The organism is Agrococcus sp. DT81.2 (assembly GCF_049844935.1).
Taxonomy (GTDB): Bacteria; Actinomycetota; Actinomycetes; order Actinomycetales; family Microbacteriaceae; genus Agrococcus.
Map to the genome: position 1 here is coordinate 596752 of NZ_JBNCLZ010000001.1, position 19858 is coordinate 616609.

Annotated in this window: 19 protein-coding genes; 12 read left to right on the forward strand and 7 right to left on the reverse strand. The window is 73.6% G+C overall.

The genetic code is table 11. The features are described 5' to 3' along the window. Positions 1 to 92: 92 nt before the first annotated feature. Entirely contained in the window at positions 93 to 770 is a 678-nt protein-coding gene (locus ACLQ21_RS02885; protein ID WP_425661250.1) for an SDR family NAD(P)-dependent oxidoreductase, read from the forward strand. A gap of 121 nt (positions 771 to 891) precedes the next feature. Here the strand turns inward: ACLQ21_RS02885 and ACLQ21_RS02890 are convergent, their stop codons facing one another. After that, positions 892 to 2130 carry an ammonium transporter gene (locus ACLQ21_RS02890; protein WP_425661252.1) on the reverse strand — a complete coding sequence of 413 codons (1239 nt, stop codon included), beginning with the start codon at positions 2128 to 2130 and terminating at the stop codon, positions 892 to 894. Positions 2131 to 2310: 180 nt separating this feature from the next. On the opposite strand from ACLQ21_RS02890, the gene ACLQ21_RS02895 reads away from it, so the two are divergent. Continuing rightward, complete coding sequence (locus ACLQ21_RS02895; protein WP_425661254.1) at positions 2311 to 3510, forward strand: Na+/H+ antiporter NhaA; 1200 nt, start codon at positions 2311 to 2313, stop codon at positions 3508 to 3510. A 27-nt stretch (positions 3511 to 3537) separates the two neighbouring features. On the opposite strand, the gene zapE is transcribed toward ACLQ21_RS02895, so the two are convergent. Beyond that, positions 3538 to 4533 (reverse strand): cell division protein ZapE, encoded by a 996-nt coding sequence (gene zapE / locus ACLQ21_RS02900; protein WP_425661256.1) that lies wholly within the window; start codon positions 4531 to 4533, stop codon positions 3538 to 3540. 151 nt (positions 4534 to 4684) lie between these two features. Here zapE and ACLQ21_RS02905 point away from each other — a divergent pair, with 151 nt between their 5' ends. Beyond that, positions 4685 to 5590 carry a sulfurtransferase gene (locus ACLQ21_RS02905; protein WP_425661258.1) on the forward strand — a complete coding sequence of 302 codons (906 nt, stop codon included), beginning with the start codon at positions 4685 to 4687 and terminating at the stop codon, positions 5588 to 5590. Next, positions 5587 to 6009: a SufE family protein gene (locus ACLQ21_RS02910; protein WP_425661260.1), complete on the forward strand. Its 423-nt coding sequence runs from the start codon at positions 5587 to 5589 to the stop codon at positions 6007 to 6009. The genes ACLQ21_RS02905 and ACLQ21_RS02910 overlap by 4 nt, the downstream gene beginning before the upstream one ends. A 3-nt stretch (positions 6010 to 6012) precedes the next feature. Here the strand turns inward: ACLQ21_RS02910 and ACLQ21_RS02915 are convergent, their stop codons facing one another. Then, a complete protein-coding gene (locus ACLQ21_RS02915) occupies positions 6013 to 7206 on the reverse strand; it encodes an alpha/beta hydrolase family protein (RefSeq protein WP_425661261.1) in 1194 nt (397 codons plus the stop codon). Positions 7207 to 7228: 22 nt separating this feature from the next. Here ACLQ21_RS02915 and ACLQ21_RS02920 point away from each other — a divergent pair, with 22 nt between their 5' ends. From ACLQ21_RS02920 to ACLQ21_RS02940, 5 genes are all read left to right on the forward strand, one after another. Continuing rightward, entirely contained in the window at positions 7229 to 7825 is a 597-nt protein-coding gene (locus ACLQ21_RS02920; RefSeq protein ID WP_425661263.1) for a DUF3000 domain-containing protein, read from the forward strand. Further along, entirely contained in the window at positions 7818 to 9062 is a 1245-nt protein-coding gene (locus tag ACLQ21_RS02925) for an HRDC domain-containing protein (protein WP_425661265.1), read from the forward strand. Before ACLQ21_RS02920 ends, ACLQ21_RS02925 begins: the two co-directional genes overlap by 8 nt. A gap of 70 nt (positions 9063 to 9132) precedes the next feature. Continuing rightward, the gene (locus ACLQ21_RS02930) at positions 9133 to 10338 is read left to right on the forward strand and encodes a thiolase family protein (RefSeq protein WP_425661423.1); all 1206 of its coding nucleotides are present in this window, start codon (positions 9133 to 9135) and stop codon (positions 10336 to 10338) included. Then, the gene (locus ACLQ21_RS02935; RefSeq protein WP_425661267.1) at positions 10338 to 12479 is read left to right on the forward strand and encodes a 3-hydroxyacyl-CoA dehydrogenase NAD-binding domain-containing protein; all 2142 of its coding nucleotides are present in this window, start codon (positions 10338 to 10340) and stop codon (positions 12477 to 12479) included. Before ACLQ21_RS02930 ends, ACLQ21_RS02935 begins: the two co-directional genes overlap by 1 nt. A 17-nt stretch (positions 12480 to 12496) precedes the next feature. After that, on the forward strand, positions 12497 to 14005 hold the full coding sequence (locus tag ACLQ21_RS02940) for a DUF7059 domain-containing protein (RefSeq protein WP_425661269.1): 1509 nt from the start codon (positions 12497 to 12499) through the stop codon (positions 14003 to 14005). A gap of 20 nt (positions 14006 to 14025) precedes the next feature. Here the strand turns inward: ACLQ21_RS02940 and ACLQ21_RS02945 are convergent, their stop codons facing one another. Next, positions 14026 to 15453: a helix-turn-helix transcriptional regulator gene (locus ACLQ21_RS02945; protein WP_425661271.1), complete on the reverse strand. Its 1428-nt coding sequence runs from the start codon at positions 15451 to 15453 to the stop codon at positions 14026 to 14028. A 51-nt stretch (positions 15454 to 15504) separates the two neighbouring features. On the opposite strand from ACLQ21_RS02945, the gene ACLQ21_RS02950 reads away from it, so the two are divergent. Genes ACLQ21_RS02950 through ACLQ21_RS02960 form a run of 3 tightly spaced genes read left to right on the forward strand, consistent with a single transcriptional unit; the run spans position 15505 to position 18012 of the window. Beyond that, positions 15505 to 16440 (forward strand): ABC transporter ATP-binding protein, encoded by a 936-nt coding sequence (locus ACLQ21_RS02950; RefSeq protein WP_425661273.1) that lies wholly within the window; start codon positions 15505 to 15507, stop codon positions 16438 to 16440. Next, positions 16437 to 17222, forward strand: a complete 786-nt coding sequence (locus tag ACLQ21_RS02955; protein ID WP_425661275.1) for an ABC transporter permease — start codon at positions 16437 to 16439, stop codon at positions 17220 to 17222. The genes ACLQ21_RS02950 and ACLQ21_RS02955 overlap by 4 nt, the downstream gene beginning before the upstream one ends. Positions 17223 to 17271: 49 nt before the next feature. Continuing rightward, entirely contained in the window at positions 17272 to 18012 is a 741-nt protein-coding gene (locus tag ACLQ21_RS02960; protein WP_425661276.1) for an ABC transporter permease, read from the forward strand. 1 nt (position 18013) lies between these two features. Here ACLQ21_RS02960 and ACLQ21_RS02965 read toward each other — a convergent pair whose 3' ends face one another. From ACLQ21_RS02965 to ACLQ21_RS02975, 3 genes are all read right to left on the reverse strand, one after another. Next, positions 18014 to 18814: an ADP-dependent NAD(P)H-hydrate dehydratase gene (locus ACLQ21_RS02965; protein WP_425661278.1), complete on the reverse strand. Its 801-nt coding sequence runs from the start codon at positions 18812 to 18814 to the stop codon at positions 18014 to 18016. Positions 18815 to 18848: 34 nt separating this feature from the next. Beyond that, positions 18849 to 19271, reverse strand: a complete 423-nt coding sequence (arfB, locus tag ACLQ21_RS02970; protein WP_425661425.1) for an alternative ribosome rescue aminoacyl-tRNA hydrolase ArfB — start codon at positions 19269 to 19271, stop codon at positions 18849 to 18851. Positions 19272 to 19353: 82 nt separating this feature from the next. Further along, entirely contained in the window at positions 19354 to 19794 is a 441-nt protein-coding gene (locus ACLQ21_RS02975; protein WP_425661280.1) for a hypothetical protein, read from the reverse strand. Between the last annotated feature and the right edge of the window lie 64 nt (positions 19795 to 19858).

A 19858-nucleotide genomic window follows, 5' to 3' on the forward strand; every position in this document is an offset into this window, starting at 1 on the left:
CCTGCGGGCGGGGCCGCCCGCGCATCGTGCCGGTGACCGTACGCCCGGAACCTCGGCACAGACCGTGAGCTGCCGCCGATAGCGTGGCCCGCATGGACCTCCAGCTCACCGACCATGTCGTCCTCGTCGTCGGCGGCACCGGCCTCATCGGCAGCGCCGTCGCGGATGCGGCGCGCGCCGAGGGCGCGACCGTCGTCACCGCCGCGCGCGGCGAGGGTGCCGACATCCGCCTCGACGGAGCGGACGACGCATCCGTCGACGCCGCAGTCGCGCGCGTGCTCGAGCAGCACGGCCGCATCGACGCGCTCGTCGTCGCGGCAGCCCCGCCGGCGCAGTCGCTCGATCCGGCGAAGCAGGGCGACCCGGTGCAGGTCGCGGCCGCCGTCGAGGGCAAGGCCATGACGTTCCTGCGCATCGCGAACGCCGTCATCCCGTCGATGCGCGCGGCGGGCTACGGCCGGATCGTCGGCCTCAGCGGCCAGAACGCCCTCATCACCGGCAACATCACCGGTGCGGTGCGCAACGCCGCGCTCATCATCGCCGCGCAGTCGCTCGCCGACGAGCTCGCCGGTTCCGGCGTGGCCGTCAACGTCGTCAACCCGGGCCCCGTCACCGAGTCGCCGAAGGCGGATGTCGCGCAGGGCAAGCCCGGCGATTCGAGCCCCGAGCAGGTCGCGTTCGCGGTGCTGCCGCTGCTCTCCCCCCGCTCGGCCATCTCGGCCGAGTCGATCGCCGTCGGCCACAAGGTGCGGGGCGCCGTCGCGCTTTGAAGCGGACCCGACTCCGCCTGCCGGACCCCCGATCTCGGGTCCTGCGGGCGAAGCGGGGTCCGCTTGCCGGGGCGGCGCGGAGGGGGCCGGCTGAGCCGGCCCCCTCGCGTGCATGCTGCGCTCAGACGCGCTCGCGCTCGCGCTCGAGCTCGTAGCCGTACGCGTCCTCGCCGTGCACGGTCTGGTCGACGCCCGCCAGCTCGTCCTCGTTCTTGACGCGGAAGCCGATCGTCTTCTCGATCGCGAAGCCGATGAGGAACGCGATCACGAAGGCGTAGACCATCACGCCGAGCGCCGCGATGAGCTGCACAGCGAGCTGACCCGCGCCGCCGCCGAGGAACAGGCCCGTGTCGGTGGCGAAGAAGCCGAGGTAGACGGTGCCGATGAGGCCGCCGACGAGGTGGATGCCCACGACGTCGAGCGAGTCGTCGAAGCCGAGCTTCCACTTCAGCTCCACCGCGAGGGCGCAGACAGCGCCGGCGATGACACCGAGCAGCAGCGCCCAGCCGGGCGTGAGATTGGCGCACGCGGGGGTGATGGCGACGAGGCCGGCGACCGCACCAGAGGCGGCGCCCACCGAGGTGGGCTTGCCGTCCTTGAGCTTCTCGACCAGCAGCCACGCGCAGATGGATGCCGCGGTCGCGCCGATCGTGTTCAGCGTGATGAGGCCCGCGTTGCCGAGCCCGTTGAGCCACTCGGCGCCGACGTTGAACCCGAACCAGCCGAACCAGAGGATGCTGGCGCCGAGGATGACGAACGGCACGTTGTGCGGCTTGTGCGCGCCCTTCGTGAACCCGATGCGCTTGCCGAGCACGAACGTCAGCGCGAGCGCGGCCGCGCCGGCGTTGATGTGCACCGCCGTGCCGCCCGCGTAGTCGATCACCGCCGGCAGGCCGAGCAGGTCGCCGAGCGAGTACGCCCAGCCGCCGCCCCACACCCATGCCGCGATCGGGAAGTAGCCGAGCGTCGCGAACGCGCCGGCGAAGAGCATCCAGGCGCCGAACTTGGCGCGGTCGGCGATGGCGCCGGAGATGAGGGCGACGGTGATGATGGCGAACGTCGAGCCGTAGGCGACGCCCACGAGGTCGGTGTTGGCGCTCTCGCCGGCGGCGAGCGCCGCGAGGCCGAAGTCGCTGAAGGGGTTGCCTGAGAAGGCGAAGGGCGAGTCGACGGCCGCCATGTTGAACCCGTAGAGGATCCAGAGGGTGCCGACGAGGCCGATGGCCCCGAACGACATCATCATCATGCTGATGACGCTCTTGGCGCGCACGAGGCCGCCGTAGAAGAACGCGAGCCCGGGCGTCATGAACAGCACGAGGGCTGTCGCGATGACACCGAAGGCGATGCTGCCTGCATCCATGAGGTGCTCCTTGGGGGTATCCGGTAGGGACTGCTCCCGAGGTTCCTCCCGCCCCGTTTCGTACGCCGTCGCGGTCTCGTTTCGCGATGGTTACGGATGCGTCGGCGTGTTTCGGGCGCGTTTCCGCGGCTGCCGAGGCGGTAGGGCCTGCGGGCGCTGCCCGGGTGGAAGGATGGGCGCATGACGTGGATCCGGAATCCCCAGGTGTCGGCCATGCTCCTGCTGGGGGCGGCGATCCTGGGACTGGTGGTCGCGAACACGGGGCTCGGGCCGGGGCTCGACGCCGCCAAGCACGCGCACCTGCCGTTCACGGTCTTCGGCCTCGACCTCTCGGCCGCGCACTGGGTCACCGACGGCCTGCTGGTCATCTTCTTCTTCGTCGTCGCGATCGAGCTGCGCTACGAGTTCACGCAGGGCGACCTCTCGAGCGTCTCGAAGGCGGCCGTGCCGACGATCGCAGCGCTCGGCGGCGTCGCGGTGCCGGCCATCCTCTACTTCAACCTCGCGGGCGCCGACGGCGCGCAGGGCTGGCCGATCCCCACCGCGACCGACATCGCCTTCGCGCTCGGCGTACTGGCGCTGGTCGGCAAGCGGCTGCCCTCGAACGTGCGCGCGCTGCTGCTCGCGCTGGCCGTCATCGACGACCTGATCGGCATCCTCTTCATCGCGGTGTTCTTCACCGAGAGCGTCTCGCTGCTGCACCTGGGCCTCGCCGCGCTCGGCGTGGTCGCGTTCTGGCTGCTCGGTCGCGCCTACCGCGCCAGGCGCGGTGACTGGACGCTGCGCATCCTGCTGCTCGTCGTCGCGCTCGTCACGTGGTGGCTCGTCGCGATGAGCGGCATCCACGCGACGATCGCGGGCGTCGCGCTCGGGCTCGTGCTCTCCCCCGCGCCCGCCGAGTCGGCGCGCGAGAAGCTCGAGCCGTTCTCGAACGGCATCGTGCTGCCGCTGTTCGCCTTCACCTCGGCGTCGGTGATCATCCCGCAGGTGCCGCTCTCGCAGCTCAGCCCGGTGTTCTGGGCGATCGTGATCGCGCTGCCGGTCGGCAAGCTCGTCGGCATCACGGTCGCGGGACTCATCGGCCAAGCGGCGCTGCGGGTGCCGAAGCTCGAACGGGTGCGGTTCTCGGAGCTCATCGGCGTCAGCCTGCTCGGCGGCATCGGCTTCACGGTCTCGCTGCTCATGAACGAGCTCGCGCACCGCACCACCGAGGAGCTCATCGTCGAGGGCACGCTCGGCGTGCTGGCCGGCTCGCTCATCTCGGCCGTGCTCGGCGCGGTCTACCTCGTGGTGCTCAACCGCCGCTACCCGCCGGTCGACCCGGCCACGGCCGCGCAGCGCGACGCGGAGGAGCAGCTGCACCGCACCGACGGCGTCTGAGCGCGGCTCTCCGTCGGCCGGCGCGATCTATTCGTTCGCGAGCGCGATGAGCCGCGAGATCGCGCGCAGGTACTTCTTGCGGTAGCCGCCGCCCAGCATCTCCTCGCTGAAGACCTGGTCGAGGCTCGTGCCGCTCGCCCGCAGCGCGACCTGGGCGTCGTAGAGCCGGTCGACGAGCGCGACGAAGCGCAGCGCGTCGTTCTGGTCGTGCAGCACGCGCACCCCCCGCAGGCCGAGTCCCCGCAGCCCCTCCACGAGGCCGATGTAGCGCGAGGGGTGCACGTGCGCGAGGTGGGCGATGAGCGCGTCGAAGTCATCGATCGCCGTCGTGCCGTCGATCGCGCCCAGCTCGCGCTCGATCGCGTCGTCCTCGACGACCGGGGCATGGCCGGTGATGTCGCGGTGCCGGTAGTCCTCGCCGTCGATGCGCATGATCTGGAACCGGTCGGCGATCGCGGTGATCTCGCGCAGGAAGTCGGAGGCGGCGAAGCGGCCGTCGCCGAGCGCGTTCGGCGGGGTGTTGCTCGTCGCCGCGAGCTTCGTGCCGGTCGCGACGAGCTCGCCCAGCAGGCGGGTCATCACCATCGTGTCGCCGGGGTCGTCGAGCTCGAACTCGTCGATGCACACGATCCGCGAGCCCTGCAGCTGCCGCACGGTCTCGGCGTAGCCCAGGGCGCCGACGAGCGCCGTGTACTCGATGAACGTGCCGAACACCTTCGGGCCGGGCATGGCCTTCCAGAGCGAGGCGAGCAGGTGCGTCTTGCCGACGCCGAAGCCGCCGTCGAGGTAGATGCCGGGCTTGACCTCCTGCGGCTTGCGGAAGAGGCCGCGCTTCGGCTTCGTCCAGGCCTCCACGAGCTCCTGCATGCGCTGCAGCGCGTCGCCCTGCGACGGATGCGCGGGGTCGGGCCGGTAGCTCTCGAACGTCGCGCCGTCGAACTGCGGCGGGGGCACGAGGCTCGCGACGATCTCCTCTGCACCGACCTGGGGCCGGAGCTCGACGAGCGAGATCGGTGCTGGCATGGGCGCTCCTTCTGCGGCGCGAGCGAGCGCCTGGCGGGAAGATTCGGTGGGAGGATGGCGTTCCCCCCTCCGAGCCTACTCAGGCCGATGAAGCACGCCCACGACGCATGCCGAAGAACCGGGCGGGCGGCCCGCCCCAGAAGGAGACGCAGTGACCGAGTCCGAGCCTCGCTTCGCCGAGTACGCAGCCCCCGACCGCCTGGTCTCCACCGAGTGGGTCGCCGCGCACCTCGACGACCCGGACGTCGTGATCGTCGAGTCCGACGAGGACGTGCTGCTCTACGAGGTCGGGCACATCCCGGGAGCCGTGAAGATCGACTGGCACACGGAGCTCAACGACCCGGTCCAGCGCGACTACCTCTCCCCCGAGGCGTTCGCCGCGCTGCTCGGCCGCAAGGGGATCGGCCGCGACACGACCGTGGTGTTCTACGGCGACAAGGCGAACTGGTGGGCGACCTACGCCCTGTGGGTCTTCGCCCTCTACGGCCACGACCGCACCCGCATCATGGACGGCGGCCGCGACGCCTGGATCGCCGAGGGCCGCGAGCTCACGCGCGAGCCCGCCGACCGGCCGGCGCTCGAGGTGCCAGTCGTGCCGCGCGACGACCGCACGCTGCGCGCCTTCCGCGACGACGTGCTCGCGCACCTCGGCAAGCCGCTCGTCGACGTCCGCAGCCCCGAGGAGTACTCGGGCGAGCGCACGACGGCCCCCGCGTACCCGGACGAGGGCGCGCTGCGCGCCGGCCACATCCCCACCGCCGCGAGCGTGCCGTGGGGCAAGGCGGTCAACGACGACGGCACCTTCCGGTCGCGCGCGGAGCTCGAGGCCATCTACCTCGACGGCGCCGGCCTGCGCGACGCCGACGACGTGATCGCGTACTGCCGCATCGGCGAGCGCTCGAGCCACACCTGGTTCGTGCTCACCCACCTGCTGGGGCTGCCGGGCGTGCGCAACTACGACGGCTCGTGGACCGAGTGGGGCTCGCTCGTGGGCGTGCCGATCGCGGTGGGCGCCGAGCCCGGCGCCGTGCCCGCACGGCCCGAGGCGGCCCGATGAGCCTCACCGCAGCGCTCCAGCGCACCGTCGACGACTTCCAGGCCATGCAGGAGCAGGACCGCCTGCAGCTGCTGCTCGAGTTCGCCGACGAGCTGCCGGAGCTGCCGGAGCGCTACGCCGACCACCCAGATCTGGGCGAGCGGGTGGCGGAGTGCCAGTCCCCCGTCTTCCTGTTCGTCGAGGTCGACGACGCCGTGCACGTGCACGCGACCGCGCCCGCCGAGTCGCCGACCACGCGCGGGTTCGCGTCGATCCTCGCGCAGGGCCTCGAGGGCGCGAGCGCCGACGAGGTGCTCGCCGTGCCGGCGGACATGCCGCGGATGCTCGGCCTCGACCGGGTCGTGTCGCCGCTGCGCCTGCGCGGCATGGCGGGGATGCTCGGCCGCATCCAGCGGCACGTCAGGGAGTCGAGCGCGTAGGGCTCACTCGAACGCGGCGATGCCCCGCGCGTCGAGCCAGTTGCCGATCTCGCGCAGGTAGCGCCCGCGGTCCAGGTTCCAGAGCTTCGTGTGCCGCGCCTGGCGCCACTCCCGGTAGTCGACGATGTCGGGGCGCGCCTCGGCGAGCTCCCGCGACGCGTCGGGCGGCACGAAGCCGTCGTCGGCGGAGTGCAGCAGCAGGATCGGCTGCGTGAGCGCATCCGCGTGCAGCACGTTGTCGAGCTCGTCGAAGTCGAGGCTGCGACTGCCCGACAGCACCGCCGCGGGCGACTCGAGCAGCCCGACCGCGGTGTCGACGAGCCATGCGGGCATGCGCACGAGCGCCACCTGCAGGCGCAGCGTCGGCCGCCAGCCGACGACCGGCGAGTCGAGCACGACGCCGACGATGCGGCGGCGGTGCCGTGAGCGGCGCGCGACCTGCAGCGCGATCTGCCCGCCCATCGACCAGCCCATCAGCACGATCCGGCGGGCGCCGCGGGCGACGGCGAAGCCGATCGCGTCGTCGACGTCGCGCCACTCGTCGAGCCCGAGCCGGAACTTGCCGTCGCGGCTCGGCGGCGCCTCCGTGTCGTTGCGGTACGACACGGCCATGCACGGGATGCCGCGCTCGAGGAAGGCGGGCACCGCCCGGATCGTCTCGCGGCGGGTCACGCCGCGGCCGTGGATCTGGATGCACCACGTCTCGGAATCCTGGTCGCCCATGATCCACGCCGGCGCCGGCCCGACCTCCGTCGGCACGTCGACGCGCTCGACGGCATCCGTCACGTCCTGCGGCCGGTGCACGGCATACCCCGACCAGCGCGCGCTCCGCACACCGGCGAGCAGCTCGTGCGCGGGCTCGTCGATCGCGCGGGTGACGCTGTGCGCGTCCTCCGCCACGACGGGGCCCAGCACGGCGAGCCGCTCCCCCACCCACAGCGCGTAGACCCCGGGCAAGCCGGTGTCGGGCGTGCGGCCGAGGCGCACGCCGCGCGCGTCGACGCCGAGCACGACGATGTCGTCGACCTGCTGCCGCGGCGGCGTCACGAGCATCGACGCGATCATCGCGGAGGCCCCGGTGACCGCGAGCCCGGCTCCGGCCACGACCGCGCCGGCCGCCGCGAGGGCGAGCATTCCCGCGCGCCCCTGCCGCCCGGACGGCTGGTCGGCGGCGGCGCGCCTCGCTCGGGTGGTCACGGGGGAATCGTAGTCTTGCCCGGTGGACACGAGCAGTGGAGCCCCCGCCCCCGAGCCGGAGGCGTTCCGCGCTGCCGTCGACCAGCTGCGCCGCGCGGAGCTGCGCAGCGAGCTGTCGGTGCGCGAGATCCCGGCACCCGGCCGCATCGCGCCGCACTCGTTCGCGATCGCGGCGGACGTCGGCGCACCGAGCCACGGCCGCGACTCCGACCTCGGCACCGGCCGCTTCATCCTCATGCACGACCCGGAGGAGCCGGAGGCGTGGGGCGGCGACTTCCGCATCGTGAGCTTCACGCAGGCATCGCAGGATCCCGAGATCGGGGTCGACCCGTTCCTGGCGGAGGTGACCTGGACGTACCTCCTCGAGGCGCTCGAGCAGCGCGGCGCCGAGTACCACTCCGAGTCGGGCACGGCCACGAAGATCCTCTCGAGCGGCTTCGGCGAGCTCGCGGCGCAGGGCGACGGCGCACAGATCGAGCTGCGCGCCTCCTGGACGCCGACGGGCCACGACTTCGGCGCGCACCTCACGGCCTGGACCGACCTGCTCTGCGCCATCGCGGGGCTGCCGGTGCAGCCCGGCGCCGCCGGGCTCGACGCGCACAGGCGGACGCGTGGCTGACGCCGCGGAGCCCACCCCGCCGAAGCTGCCGGAGGCGGTCGCCAAGGGCCCGTTCGACGTGATCGCCGACGCGGATGCGCTGGCCGCCGCCGCCGACCGGCTCGCGGCGGGCTCGGGTCCGGTCGCGGTCGACGCGGAGCGCGCGAACGGCTTCCGCTACACGGCGAAGGCGTACCTCGTGCAGGTGCACCGGCGCGGCGCGGGCACGGTGCTCGTCGACCCGACCGCGATCGACGACCTGTCACCGCTGCAGGAGGCGATCGGCGGCGAGGAGTGGATCATCCACGCGGCGAGCCAGGACCTGCCGTGCTTGCGCGAGGTGGGGCTCGAACCGGCCACGCTGTTCGACACCGAGCTCGGCGCGCGGCTCGCGGGCTTCGAGCGCGTCGGCCTCGCGGCCGTCACGGAGCGCCTCGTGGGCGTGACGCTGCGCAAGGAGCACGGCGCGAGCGACTGGTCGGCCCGCCCCATCCCGCGGTCGTGGCTCGAGTATGCGGCGCTCGACGTCGAGGTGCTGCCCGACGCCCGCGATGCGCTCGCGGAGGAGCTCGCGCGCCAGGGCAAGGAGGAGGTCGCGAAGCAGGAGTTCGCGTACGCGCTCGAGCGACAGCCGAAGCCGCCGGCGGCCGAGCCGTGGCGCCGCCTCTCCGGCATCCAGGCGATCCGCGACCGCCGGCAGCTGGCCGTCGCGCGTGCGCTCTGGCTGGCCCGCGACGAGCTCGCCCGCGAGACCGACACCGCGCCGGGCCGGCTGGTGCCCGACCGCTCGCTGCTCGCGGCGGCGATGGCCGACATCGACGCGAAGGGCAGGCTCGCCGCCCGCAAGGACTTCACCGGCCGCGCGAGCCGCAGCGAGCTCGACCGCTGGTGGTCCGCCATCGAGGCGGGGCGCGCCACCGACGACCCGCCCGCGCTGCGCGTGCGCAGCGACGAGCCGCCGCCTCCGCGCTTCTGGAAGACCCGCAAGCCCGAGGCCGATGCGCGGCTGCGCCACGCGCGCGCGGCGGTGCAGGCCGTCGCCGAGGAGCTGTCGATGCCGGCCGAGAACCTGCTGTCGCCCGACACGGTGCGCCGCCTCGCGTGGGACCCGGTGGAGCCCACCGTCGAAGCGGTCGCCGCGGCCATGCGCGAGCGCGACGCCCGCCCCTGGCAGGTTGCGGCGACCGCACAGAGGATCGCTGCCGCTTTTGTAGAGGCCGACCAAGCCGGTCCCGACCCCTCGGACGACCCCTCGTAGGAAGCGGCAACCGCCCAGCGGCCCGCTGGCCGCCTTCCTACACTGATGCCAATCACCCCAATCAGGAGGCATCGTGGCCAACGACGACGTCGTGTTCGTGGACGGCGTCCGCACCCCATTCGGGCGTGCGGGCGAGAAGGGCATGTACTGGCAGACCCGAGCTGACGACCTCGCGGTCAAGGCGCTCACCGGGCTGCTCGAGCGGAACCCGAGCCTGCCGCTCGACCGCATCGACGACGTCGCGGTCGCCGCGACGACGCAGACGGGCGACCAGGGCCTCACGCTCGGCCGCACCGTCGGCATGCTCGCCGGCCTCCCCGTCACCGTGCCGGGCTATGCGCTCGACCGCATGTGCGCGGGCGCCATGACGGCGGTCACGACCGTCGCCGGCGGCATCGCCTTCGGCGCCTACGACGTGGCCATCGCCGGCGGCGTCGAGCACATGGGCCGCCACCCCATGGGCCTCGACGCCGACCCGAACCCCCGGTTCGTCGCCGAGAAGCTCGTCTCGATGGACGCGCTCAACATGGGCAAGACGGCCGAGCGCATCCACGACCGCTACCCGCACCTCACGAAGGAGCGGTCCGACCGCTACGCCATGGCGTCGCAGCACAAGTACGCCGCCGCGCTCGAGGCCGGGCACATCCAGCACGACCTCATCCCCGTCGCGACGCAGGGCGCTTCCGGCTGGGGCCTCGCGACCGCCGACGAGGCGCCGCGGCCCGGCACGACGATGGAGGCGCTCGCGGGCCTGAAGACGCCGTTCCGCGACCACGGCCGCGTGACCGCCGGCAACGCATCCGGCCTCAACGACGGGGCGACCATGTCGATCGTCGCGTCGTCGTCGGCCGCGAAGGAGCTGGGTCTGTCGACGCGGATGCGGATGGTCTCGTTCGCCTTCGCGGGCGTCGACCCCGACATCATGGGCATCGGTCCCGTGCCGTCGACCGAGAAGGCGCTGCGCAAGGCGGGCCTCGACATCTCGGACATCGGCCTGTTCGAGCTCAACGAGGCGTTCGCCGTGCAGGTGCTCGCCTTCACCGACCACTTCGGGATCGACGACGACGACCCTCGCATCAACCCGTGGGGCGGCGCGATCGCGATCGGCCACCCGCTCGCCTCCTCCGGCGTGCGCCTCATGCTGCAGCTCGCCCGCCAGTTCGAGCAGCGCCCCGACGTGCGCTTCGGCATCACCGCCATGTGCGTGGGCCTCGGCCAGGGCGGCACCGTCATCTGGGAGAACCCCAACCACAAGCGCTACGGGAAGGGCATCTGATGGCCATCCGCGACGAGTTCCCCCTGCTGGCCGCCGCCGAGTTCGACGAGGTGATCACGCACAGCCACGTGCGCGACATCGCGCTGCGCTCCGGCCGCACGATGGCCCTCGTCACGCTCGACAACGGCCGCGACCACACGCGTCCGTCGACGCTCGGCCCCGCCACGCTCTTCGAGCTCGGGGACACCCTCGAGGCGCAGCGCGAGCGCGCGTCGAAGGGCGAGATCGACGCGATCGCCGTCACGGGCAAGCCGTACTTCCTCGCCGCCGGCGTCGATCTCAGCAACGTGGCCGACATCCCGGACCGGGCGACCGCGGCCGAGCTGCCACGGCTCGGGCACCGCGTGCTCGGGCTGCTGCACGGCGCGCCGGTGCCGACGTTCGTCTTCATCAACGGGCTCGCGCTCGGCGGCGGACTCGAGATCGGTCTGAACGCCGACTACCGCACGATCAACGCCGCGGCGCCCGCCGTGGGCCTCCCCGAGGTCTTCCTGGGGCTCGTGCCCGGCTGGGGCGGTGCGACGATCCTGCCGAACCTCATCGGCATCGAGCGAGCGCTCAAGGTCGTCATCGAGAACCCGCTCAAGCAGAACCGCGTGCTCAAGCCCGCGGAGGCGCTCGAGCTCGGCATCGCCGACGTCATGTTCGGCCCGGCCACCTTCCTCGAGTCGTCGATCCGCTGGGCCGACGAGGTGCTCGGCGGCAAGAAGGTCGACCGCCCGCATGCGCCCGGCGCCATCGAGCGCACGGTCAAGTGGCCGATCGCCGTGCGCATCGCTCGGGACACGGTGGAGAAGAAGCTCGGCACCATCCCGCAGTCGCCCTACCGGGCGCTCGACCTGCTCGAGCTCGCAAGGAAGAACGACCGCGCTGTCGGCTTCGCCGCCGAGGACGAGGTCATCGCGGAGCTCAGCGGCGGTGACCAGTTCGCGGCATCGATCTACGCCTTCAACCTCGTGCAGAAGCGGGCGAAGCGCCCGGCGGGAGCGCCCGACAAGGCGCTCGCGAAGCCGGTCACCAAGGTCGGGATCATCGGCGCGGGCCTGATGGCGAGCCAGTTCGCGCTGCTCTTCCTGCGGCGCCTGCAGGTGCCGGTCGTCATCACCGACCTCGACCAGGGCCGCGTCGACAAGGCCGTGGCGGGCATCCGCGACGAGATCGGCACGCTCGTCGGCAAGGGCCGCATCTCGGACGACGAGGGCAAGCGCCTCACCGCGCTGATCTCCGGCACGGTCGACAAGGCCGACTTCGCCGACTGCGACTGGGTGATCGAGGCGGTCTTCGAGGAGCTCGGCGTCAAGCAGCAGGTCTTCGCAGAGGTCGAGCCGCACCTGTCGGAGACGGCGGTCCTGGCGACGAACACGTCGAGCCTCTCGGTCGAGCAGATCGGTGCAAAGCTCGCGCACCCCGAGCGCCTGGTCGGCTTCCACTTCTTCAACCCTGTCGCGGTCATGCCGCTCATCGAGGTCGTCAACACCCCGGCGACCGACGACGCGACGCTCTCGACCGCGATGCGGGTCGCGAAGGACCTGAAGAAGAACGCGGTCATCACGCGCGACACCCCCGGGTTCGTCGTGAACCGCGTGCTCGCGAAGCTGCTGGGCGAGGCGATGCACGCGGTCGAGCAAGGCTCGTCGTTCGAGGACGTCGTCGCGGCGCAGCGCGCGTTCGGCTTCCCGATGGACCCGTTCGTGCTGCTCGACCTCGTCGGTCTCAAGGTCGGCGCGCACGTGCTCGACACGCACCACGGCGCGTTCCCCGACCGGTTCTTCGAGTCGCCGGCGCTGCACGAGCTCGCAGAGGCCGGCGTGCTGCTCGAGCGGGACGGGAAGGGCGACCCCAAGGGCATCGACAAGCGGGCGCGCAAGATCGTGGCGAAGCACACGCCGGCCGGCGCGGTGGCGCTCTCGGTCGACGACCTGCGGCTGCGCATCGAGGACGGCCTCGCCGACGAGATCAAGCGCATGCTCGACGACGGGGTCGTCGAGGCCGCCGAGGACATCGACCTCTGCATGATCCTCGGCGGCGGCTGGCCCTTCCACCTGGGTGGCATCACGCCGTACCTCGACCGCGTCGGCGCCTCCGAGCGCGTCTTCGGCGGCACCTTCCACGAGCCGAGGATCGCCGGGCCCACCGCCTGATCCGGCAGACTGGCGGGATGCGCACCGCCGACGTCGACGCCCTCGCCCGAGACCTCGCCGCAGCGGGGTTCACGGGCGGGGGCGTCCGTGCGCTGGTCGGCGAGCACGCGGAGGCGGCGCTCGCCCGCATGGTCGCCGAGCCGGCCCGGCGCGCCGCGCTGCGCAAGCCCGGTCCCCTCGCGACGCTGCTGCGCGCCTTCGTGCTCGGCGACCCCGTCACGGACGCCGAGTTGGCGGATGCGCTCCCGACGCTGGGCATCGAGGGCGCGGTCGCGCTCGGCATCGCCGAGCGCCGCGCGGGGAACGGGACGCCGCTCGTCGCGCCGCTCGTGGCCATCCGCCCGCACGCCTTCCGAGACGCGCTCGGCACGGGCGAGTGGTGGATCGCGAGCGACCTCGACGAGCTCGCGGGCGTCGCGCCCCTCCGGCCCGACCACGTGCTCGGCGTCGGCGGTGCGGCCAGGACGCTCGCCCATTTGCTGCCGCCGGTGGCATGCGGCCGCTCGCTCGACCTGGGCACCGGCTGCGGCGTGATCGCGCTGCACCTGCGCCGCTTCGCCGACCACGTGGTCGCGACCGACATCTCGGCGCGCGCGCTCTGGTTCACCGCCCTCAACGCGCGGCTCAACGGGGTCGACGGCGTCGAGATCCGGCTCGGGTCGCTCTTCGACCCGGTCGACGGCGAGCGGTTCGATCTCATCGCCTCGAACCCGCCCTTCGTCATCACTCCGCGCGCCGAGGGCGTGCCCGCGTACGAGTACCGCGACGGTGGCGCGACCGGCGATGCGCTGATGGCCGCGGTCGTCGGCGGCATGGCATTGCACCTCGCACCCGGCGGCGCCGCTCGCCTGCTCGGCAACTGGGAGAGCATCGGCGCCGAGCCAGGCCTCGACCGCGTGCGCGGCTGGGCCGGCGACGAGCTCGACGTGTGGGCGATCGAGCGGGACTCGCTCGATCCGGTGCGCTACGCCGAGCTCTGGTTGCGGGACGGCGGCACGCTGCCCCGCGACGACGCGCACGACGCGCTGCTCGACGCGTGGCTCGACGACTTCGAGGCCCGCGGCGTGACGTCGATCGGCATGGGCTGGCTCGCGCTGCGCCGGCCGCTCGCGACCGCGAGCCTCGCGCGCTTCGAGCGCCTCCCCCACGTCGTCGCGCTCGAGCACGTCGGCGGCCACCTCGCCACCGCGTTCGACGACGCCGAGTGGCTCGCAGGGCTCGACGACGCGGCACTCGCCGCCGAGCACCTCGTCGTCCCGTCCGACGTGACGGAGGCTCGTCACCAGGTGCCGGGCGCTGCGGGCCCGAACGTCATCGAGCTGCGACAGGGCGGGGCGCTGGGACGCACCGTCTCGGTCGACACCGCGCTCGCGGCGCTCGTGGGCGCGTGCGACGGCGAGCTGGCGCTCGGGGTGCTCGTGGGCGCCATCGCCGAACTCCTCGAGGTCGACGATGGCATCCTCGCGGCCGACGTGCTCCCGCGCGTGCGCGAGCTCGTGCTTACGGGGATCCTGCGCCGAGCCTGAATGGCGTCAGCGAGGCGGCGTCACGCCTCGAGGAACGGCTCCCGGGCTGCCGCGACCGCGAGCGAGACCCGGTTGCGGGCGCCGTACGCGCGCAGCAGCGCCCGCACATGCGACTCCACCGTGCGCGGCGAGCGGCCGAGCTCGACCGCGATCTCGCGGTCGGTCAAGCCCTCGACGACCAGCCGGAGGACGCCGGCCTGCGCCGGAGTGATCGACCGCTCCGGCAGCAGCCGCGCCCGCAGCTGCTCGAGCTCATCACGGCGGTGCCCCTCCCACGCCGACAGCAGCCGCAGGCCGCGCGAGATGTCGGCTGAGGCGGCGGTCACCGATCCCTCGCGCAGCAGTGCCTGCGCGCGCAGGCGCAGGGCGGCCGCCCGCTGCCACGCGATGCCGGGCCCGTCGCACCACGCGTCCAGCTCGTGCAGCCGCTGCAGCGGCAACGGCGACGCCGTCCCCTCGATCAGCGAGGCCCAGGGCTCGGGCCAGCCGGCTCGAGCGCCGAGGCACTGCTCGAGGAACGCGAGCACCTCCGTCGCCGGCGCGCCCGCCTCGAGGGCGACGAGTGCTGCGCGCATGGCGTAGCGCGGCGCAGCCCGGTGCTTGTCACGATCCACCGACCGCGCGACGGCGCGCAGTCCGGCGGTGACGGATCCGCCCCCTGCCGCCGCCGCGATCACGAAGCCCGAGGCGGCCCACAGCCGCGCCCACACCGAGCTGCGCCCCGCGACCGAGGCATGCACCAGCGACCCGAGCGCGCGAGCCTCCGCGTGCATGCCGCGCTCGAGCGCGAGCATGGCTGCCTCGCTGACGAGACCCGCGCGCTCGGTGGGCGCGAGGGCATCACGCTGCAGGGCGTGCTGCGCCCACTCCCACGCGCGCGGCCAGTCACCCATCGCCACCGCGGCGAACACCGCTCGTCGGTCGATCGTGCCGCGAGCGCCGAGGGTGTCGGCGAGCGTGCGCGCATCTCCGATCGCGAGCAGCGCGTCGGCGTGGCCCGGCTCTCCCGGGCCGATGCCCGAGCGCTCGAGCACGTCCATCCGCACGGTGAGCCGATTGCTCACCGCGCGCACGGCGGTCGGCAGCGCTGCGGGATCGTGCTGCACCAGCTCGAGCGCGTCGCGCACGGCGTCGTCGAGCGCGGCGATGTCGAGCGCCCCGATGCCGTCGCTGATCCGCAGCTCGAGCGCGAGACGGCGGTGGAGCAGCGGCGGCAGCGCCACGCCGACGTCGCCGCGCAGCGCCGCCCACGCTTGCTCTGTCGAGACCGGCCCGTAGCCGCTGACGTCGGTCGCGAGCTGGAACGCGGCGCTGTGCACCTCGACGACGAGCCGATCCGCGTCGTCCCTCGCAGAGGACCGCGCCTCCTCCATGAGCCGCCCGGCCCCGAGCGCGTCGCCCTCCCGCAGCGCGGCGCGCACGCGCGCGATCCTCTCGTGGACATCCATCTCCGTAATCCTACTGAGCATGTCTCATTCCGTACCCCCCAGAGTTGGCACATGCCCGACACGATGGCGCTGGAGACGCGCGCGCTCACGCGCTCGTTCCGCGCGCGCCGGGCGCCCGACCGGACCGCGCTCGAGAGCCTCGACCTCGCGCTGCCCGTCGGCGGCATCCATGGGCTGCTCGGGCCGAACGGCGCCGGCAAGACCACGCTGTGCCGGATCGCCTCGACGGTGCTGCTCCCCACGTCGGGCACGGCGCGCGTGCTCGGTCATGACGTCGTGGCGCACGCCTCGCGCGTGCGCCGCTCGCTCTCGGTCGTGTTCGGCGGCGAGCGAGGGCTCTACACGCGGCTCACGGCGAGGGACAACCTCCGCTTCTGGGGTGCCATGGTGGGCCTCGACCGGCGGAGCGCCGCCGCTCGCGCCGACGCGATGCTCGAGTCCGTGGGGCTCGCCGACCGCGCGGACGATCGGGTGGAGTCGTTCAGCCGAGGCATGCAGCAGCGCCTGCATCTCGCGAGGGGCCTGATGGGCGACGCGCAGGTGTTGGTGCTCGACGAGCCGACGATCGGCATGGACCCGGTGTCGGCGCACGCGTTCCGCGACCTGGTCGTCGCGATGCGCGACGAGGGCAGGACGGTCCTGCTCACGACGCACGACATGGCCGAGGCGCAGGCGGTCTGCGACACCCTCACGTTCCTCGATCGGGGCAGGGTCGTGGCTGCCGGCACGCCCCGCAGCATCACGCGCGAGGTGAGGACGGTCCGCGCCACCGTGACGGACGTGCTCCCGGAGCACCGGCCGCTGCTGCAGGCGCGAGGCTTCGAGCTGCTCGGGGACGGCACCGCCGTGCGCACCGTCGACCGCGACGACGTCGCCGGGCTCCTCGGCGCGCTGATGGCCGCCGGCATGGTGCATGTCGGTGTCGAGGCTCCGACGGTCGAGGACGCGTACCTCTCGCTCATCGGCGGCCGCCGGATGGACCTGTGAGCGCGAGAGCCGCGACGATCGCGTTCGCGGGCGGCGCGCGACTGCAGCTGCGGGAGCTGGGCCGCACCCCTGATTCGTTCCTCGCGTGGTTCACGACGCCCCTGACGACGGCCGCCCTCGTGGCGGTGCTGCTGCAGGCCGGTCGGGCGGACCTCGCCCCGTTCGCCGTGCTCGCGCCCGTGCTCATGGGGCTGTGGGTGGAGGCGCTCTTCGTGGGCGGCGAGGTGGTCTCGGCCGAGCGGCGCGCTGGACGCATGGATGCGCTGCTCGCGGCGCCCGGGTCGTTCGCCGCGCAGCATCTGGGGCGGATCGCGACGGTCTCCGCCTGCTCACTGGCGGTCGTGCCGCTCGCGTGGGTCCCCGGCTCGCTGATGCTCGGCGCCCCGGTGCCGATCGCGCATCCGGCGCTGCTGGTGGCGACGCTCTTGCTGACCGCGTTCGCGATGTGCGGCACGGCCACGCTCATGTCCTGCGTCTTCGTCCTCGCGCGCAGTGCGCGGGCGGTGCAGAACGCGCTCTCGTATCCGTTCTTCGTGCTCGGCGGCGTGCTCGTGCCGGTGAGCCTGCTGCCCGGGTGGGTGGAGGTGCCCGCCTCGCTGTTCTTCCTGTCCTGGAGCGGCGACCTGCTGCGCGACGCGCTCACCGCTCCGGTCGTCGACCAGGTGGGTTGGCGCCTCGCCGCCCTCGCCGGGCTCTCGCTCACCTGCTGGGCGGTCGCGCTCCTCGCGCTCGCCCGCACCCTGCGCACGGCCCGGCGGACCGGGCGGGTCGGCCATGCGTGAGGCTGTCGTAGCGCCGATGCGCATCGCCGGCGCGGCGACGCGAGTCGCCATGAGCGACCTGCGAGCGGTCTACTCGCCGCTCTCGTGGGGCGTCGGCTGGCTCGGCCGAGTGCTGTCGCAAGTGCTCTTCTTCGCGATGGTCGGCCTGCTGGTGCAGGATCCCGACGTGGTGCTGCGGCTCGCGATCGGGCAGGCGGTCTTCATGTGCTGGGCGGAGTCGATGCTGTCGGTGCAGTCCACGACGTGGGAGCGCGACATGGGGTCGTTCCCGCTGCTCGTCGCCGCGCCGGGCGCCCTGTGGCCGGTGCTCCTCGGCCGGTCGGTGCAGTGGATGCTCTCCGCCGTCGCGTCGTCGTCGATCGCGCTCTTCGGGCTGTGCAGCGCGCTCGGCGTCCGCTGGACGCCCGAGGACGTCGCGCTCGGCCTGCTGGGGCTCGTCGCGACCGCCCTCGGCGGCTACGCGGTCGGGCTCGCGGTCGGCGCCTGGGTGCTGCGTGCGCGCGCGTGGCGCAACGTCGTGCCGAACGTGCTCAACGGCGTGCTCGTGATGGCCGCCGGCGTCACGGTGCCGACCGCGTTCTGGGCCGAGCCGCTGCAGTGGGCGGTGCAGGTGTTCCCGCTCACGCCCGCGCTCGCGTCCGTGCGCGGCGCGGCGACCGGCTCCGCCGACGGCGGGCAGCTCGCGATGGCCCTCCTGCTCGCGTGCGGCTGGCTCGTCGTGGCGGGCTGCTCGCTCGCCTGGTTCGTGCGCGCGTCGCGCCGCGACGGCTCGCTGGGGTTCGACGACTGAGTCAGCGCTGCGCGTCGGCGAGGCGCTCCGCGACGTCGAGCGCCGCGATCGGCACGTCGCCCTCCGCGGCGAGCGCGGCGGCTCGGCCCTGCAGCCGCACGCCTGCCGCGACGAGCGAGGCGAGCCGCTCTCCCCGAGGCGCATCGGCTGCGGTGGAGGCGAGCGCTGCACCGAGCAGCCCGGCGAGCACGTCGCCGCTGCCGGCGACGGCGAGCCGGTGGGTCGGAGCCCGCACCGCCACGGCGGCGGCACCGGGAGCGACGACGTGCGTGGTCGCGCCCTTGAGCAGCACGACCACGTCGAGGGCGTCGGCGACCGATCGGGCGCTGTCGACGGGCGCAGCCCGCACCGCATCCGCGTCGACGTCCCGTCCGAGCGCGCGCAGCATCCGTGCGAGCTCTCCCGCGTGCGGCGTCACGACCGCAGCGCCCCGGTGCTGACCGGCGAGGTCGAGCGCGCCGGCGTCGATGGCGCACGGCGCGCCGGAGCCGAGCGCGGCGTCGAGGAGCGTGCGAAGCGCGGTGGGCCGCTCGCGGGAGTCCTGCCCCGAGCCGAGCAGCCACGCGTCGACGCCGGTCGGCTCCTCCTCCAGCTCGTGGCAGACCGTCTCGGGCCGACGGGCGAGCACGAGGTCCTGGACGCGGCGGGGTGCCCAGAGCCGGACCGTGCCGACGCCCGCGCGCCACGCGGCCTCGACGCCAAGCACCGCGGCCCCGGGGTAGCGCTCCGACCCCGTGACGACGCCGAGCACCCCCATGGAGCGCTTGTCGTCATCGGCGCCCGGGGCGCGCAGCCAGCTCATGTCGCCACGATACGGGCCGCGCCTCGAAGCGCCGTCACTCCTCGCGCGGCCGGCGGCGCTGCTGCTTCGTCGCCGACCGAAGCTGCTTGGCGGCGAGCCGACGTCGATGCGCGCCGCGCGTCGCCTTCGTCGCGCGGCGGCGCGGCCCCTCGGGTGCCAGTCCCGCCGCGATGAGCTCGCTGAGCTTGCGCGATGCGATCTCGCGGTTGCGCAACTGCGATCGCTGCTCCGATGCCGACACGGTCACCGCGCCGTCGACGACTCGACGCCCGAGGCTCGCGAGCAGCCGTGACCGCTCGTCGTCGGAGAGGCTCGCGGAGTCGGCGACGCTCCACGAAAGCTGCACCCGGCTGTCCGACGTGTTCACGTGCTGTCCACCGGGGCCGGAGGAGCGCGAGAACCGCCAGCGCAGCTCGGTCGCGGGGATCGAGAGGGCAGGCGTGACGCGCAGGTCCATGCCCACGACGTGGCTGCCGTCGCTCGTGCCTCCAGCGCTCATGCGCCCAGCGTCGCACGCCGTCGCGGTGACCGCGAGCGGGTCACGTCGCGTCGTCCCCCGGCTGCAGCAGGTCGACCCCGCCGCTGTGCGCGAGCAGCACGGCGCGGAGCGCGCTCCCCCGGCCGTCGGCCGCCCGTCGGATGGCGTCGTGCCACGCCCAGTCGTCGGGCGAGGGCCACGGCGGGCCGGGCCGCTCGAGCACGACGGCGACGGAGCCGCCCATGTCGGCGATGCCGCGGACGAGCCGCCGGAGCCCCACCGAGGCCTCGGGCTCCGGCGCGACGGGCGTCTCGTCGATCTGCGTGAGCGTCGGCACCATGACGCCGTCGGCATCGAGCAGCAGCAGCCAGAGCCTCCGCACGAGGCCGCAGCGGATCAGGCTCCTGGCACGCTCGAGCAGCGACGCGTCGTCGTCGAGCGGGAAGTCGCCGAGCTCGAGCAGCCGCTCGGCGCTGAGGTGCGGTCGGGAGCCGTCGTCCATGCGCGCATGGAACCCCACGAACCGCGCGCGCCGCGGCAGGACCGACGGCGGCTGTGGAGAACCG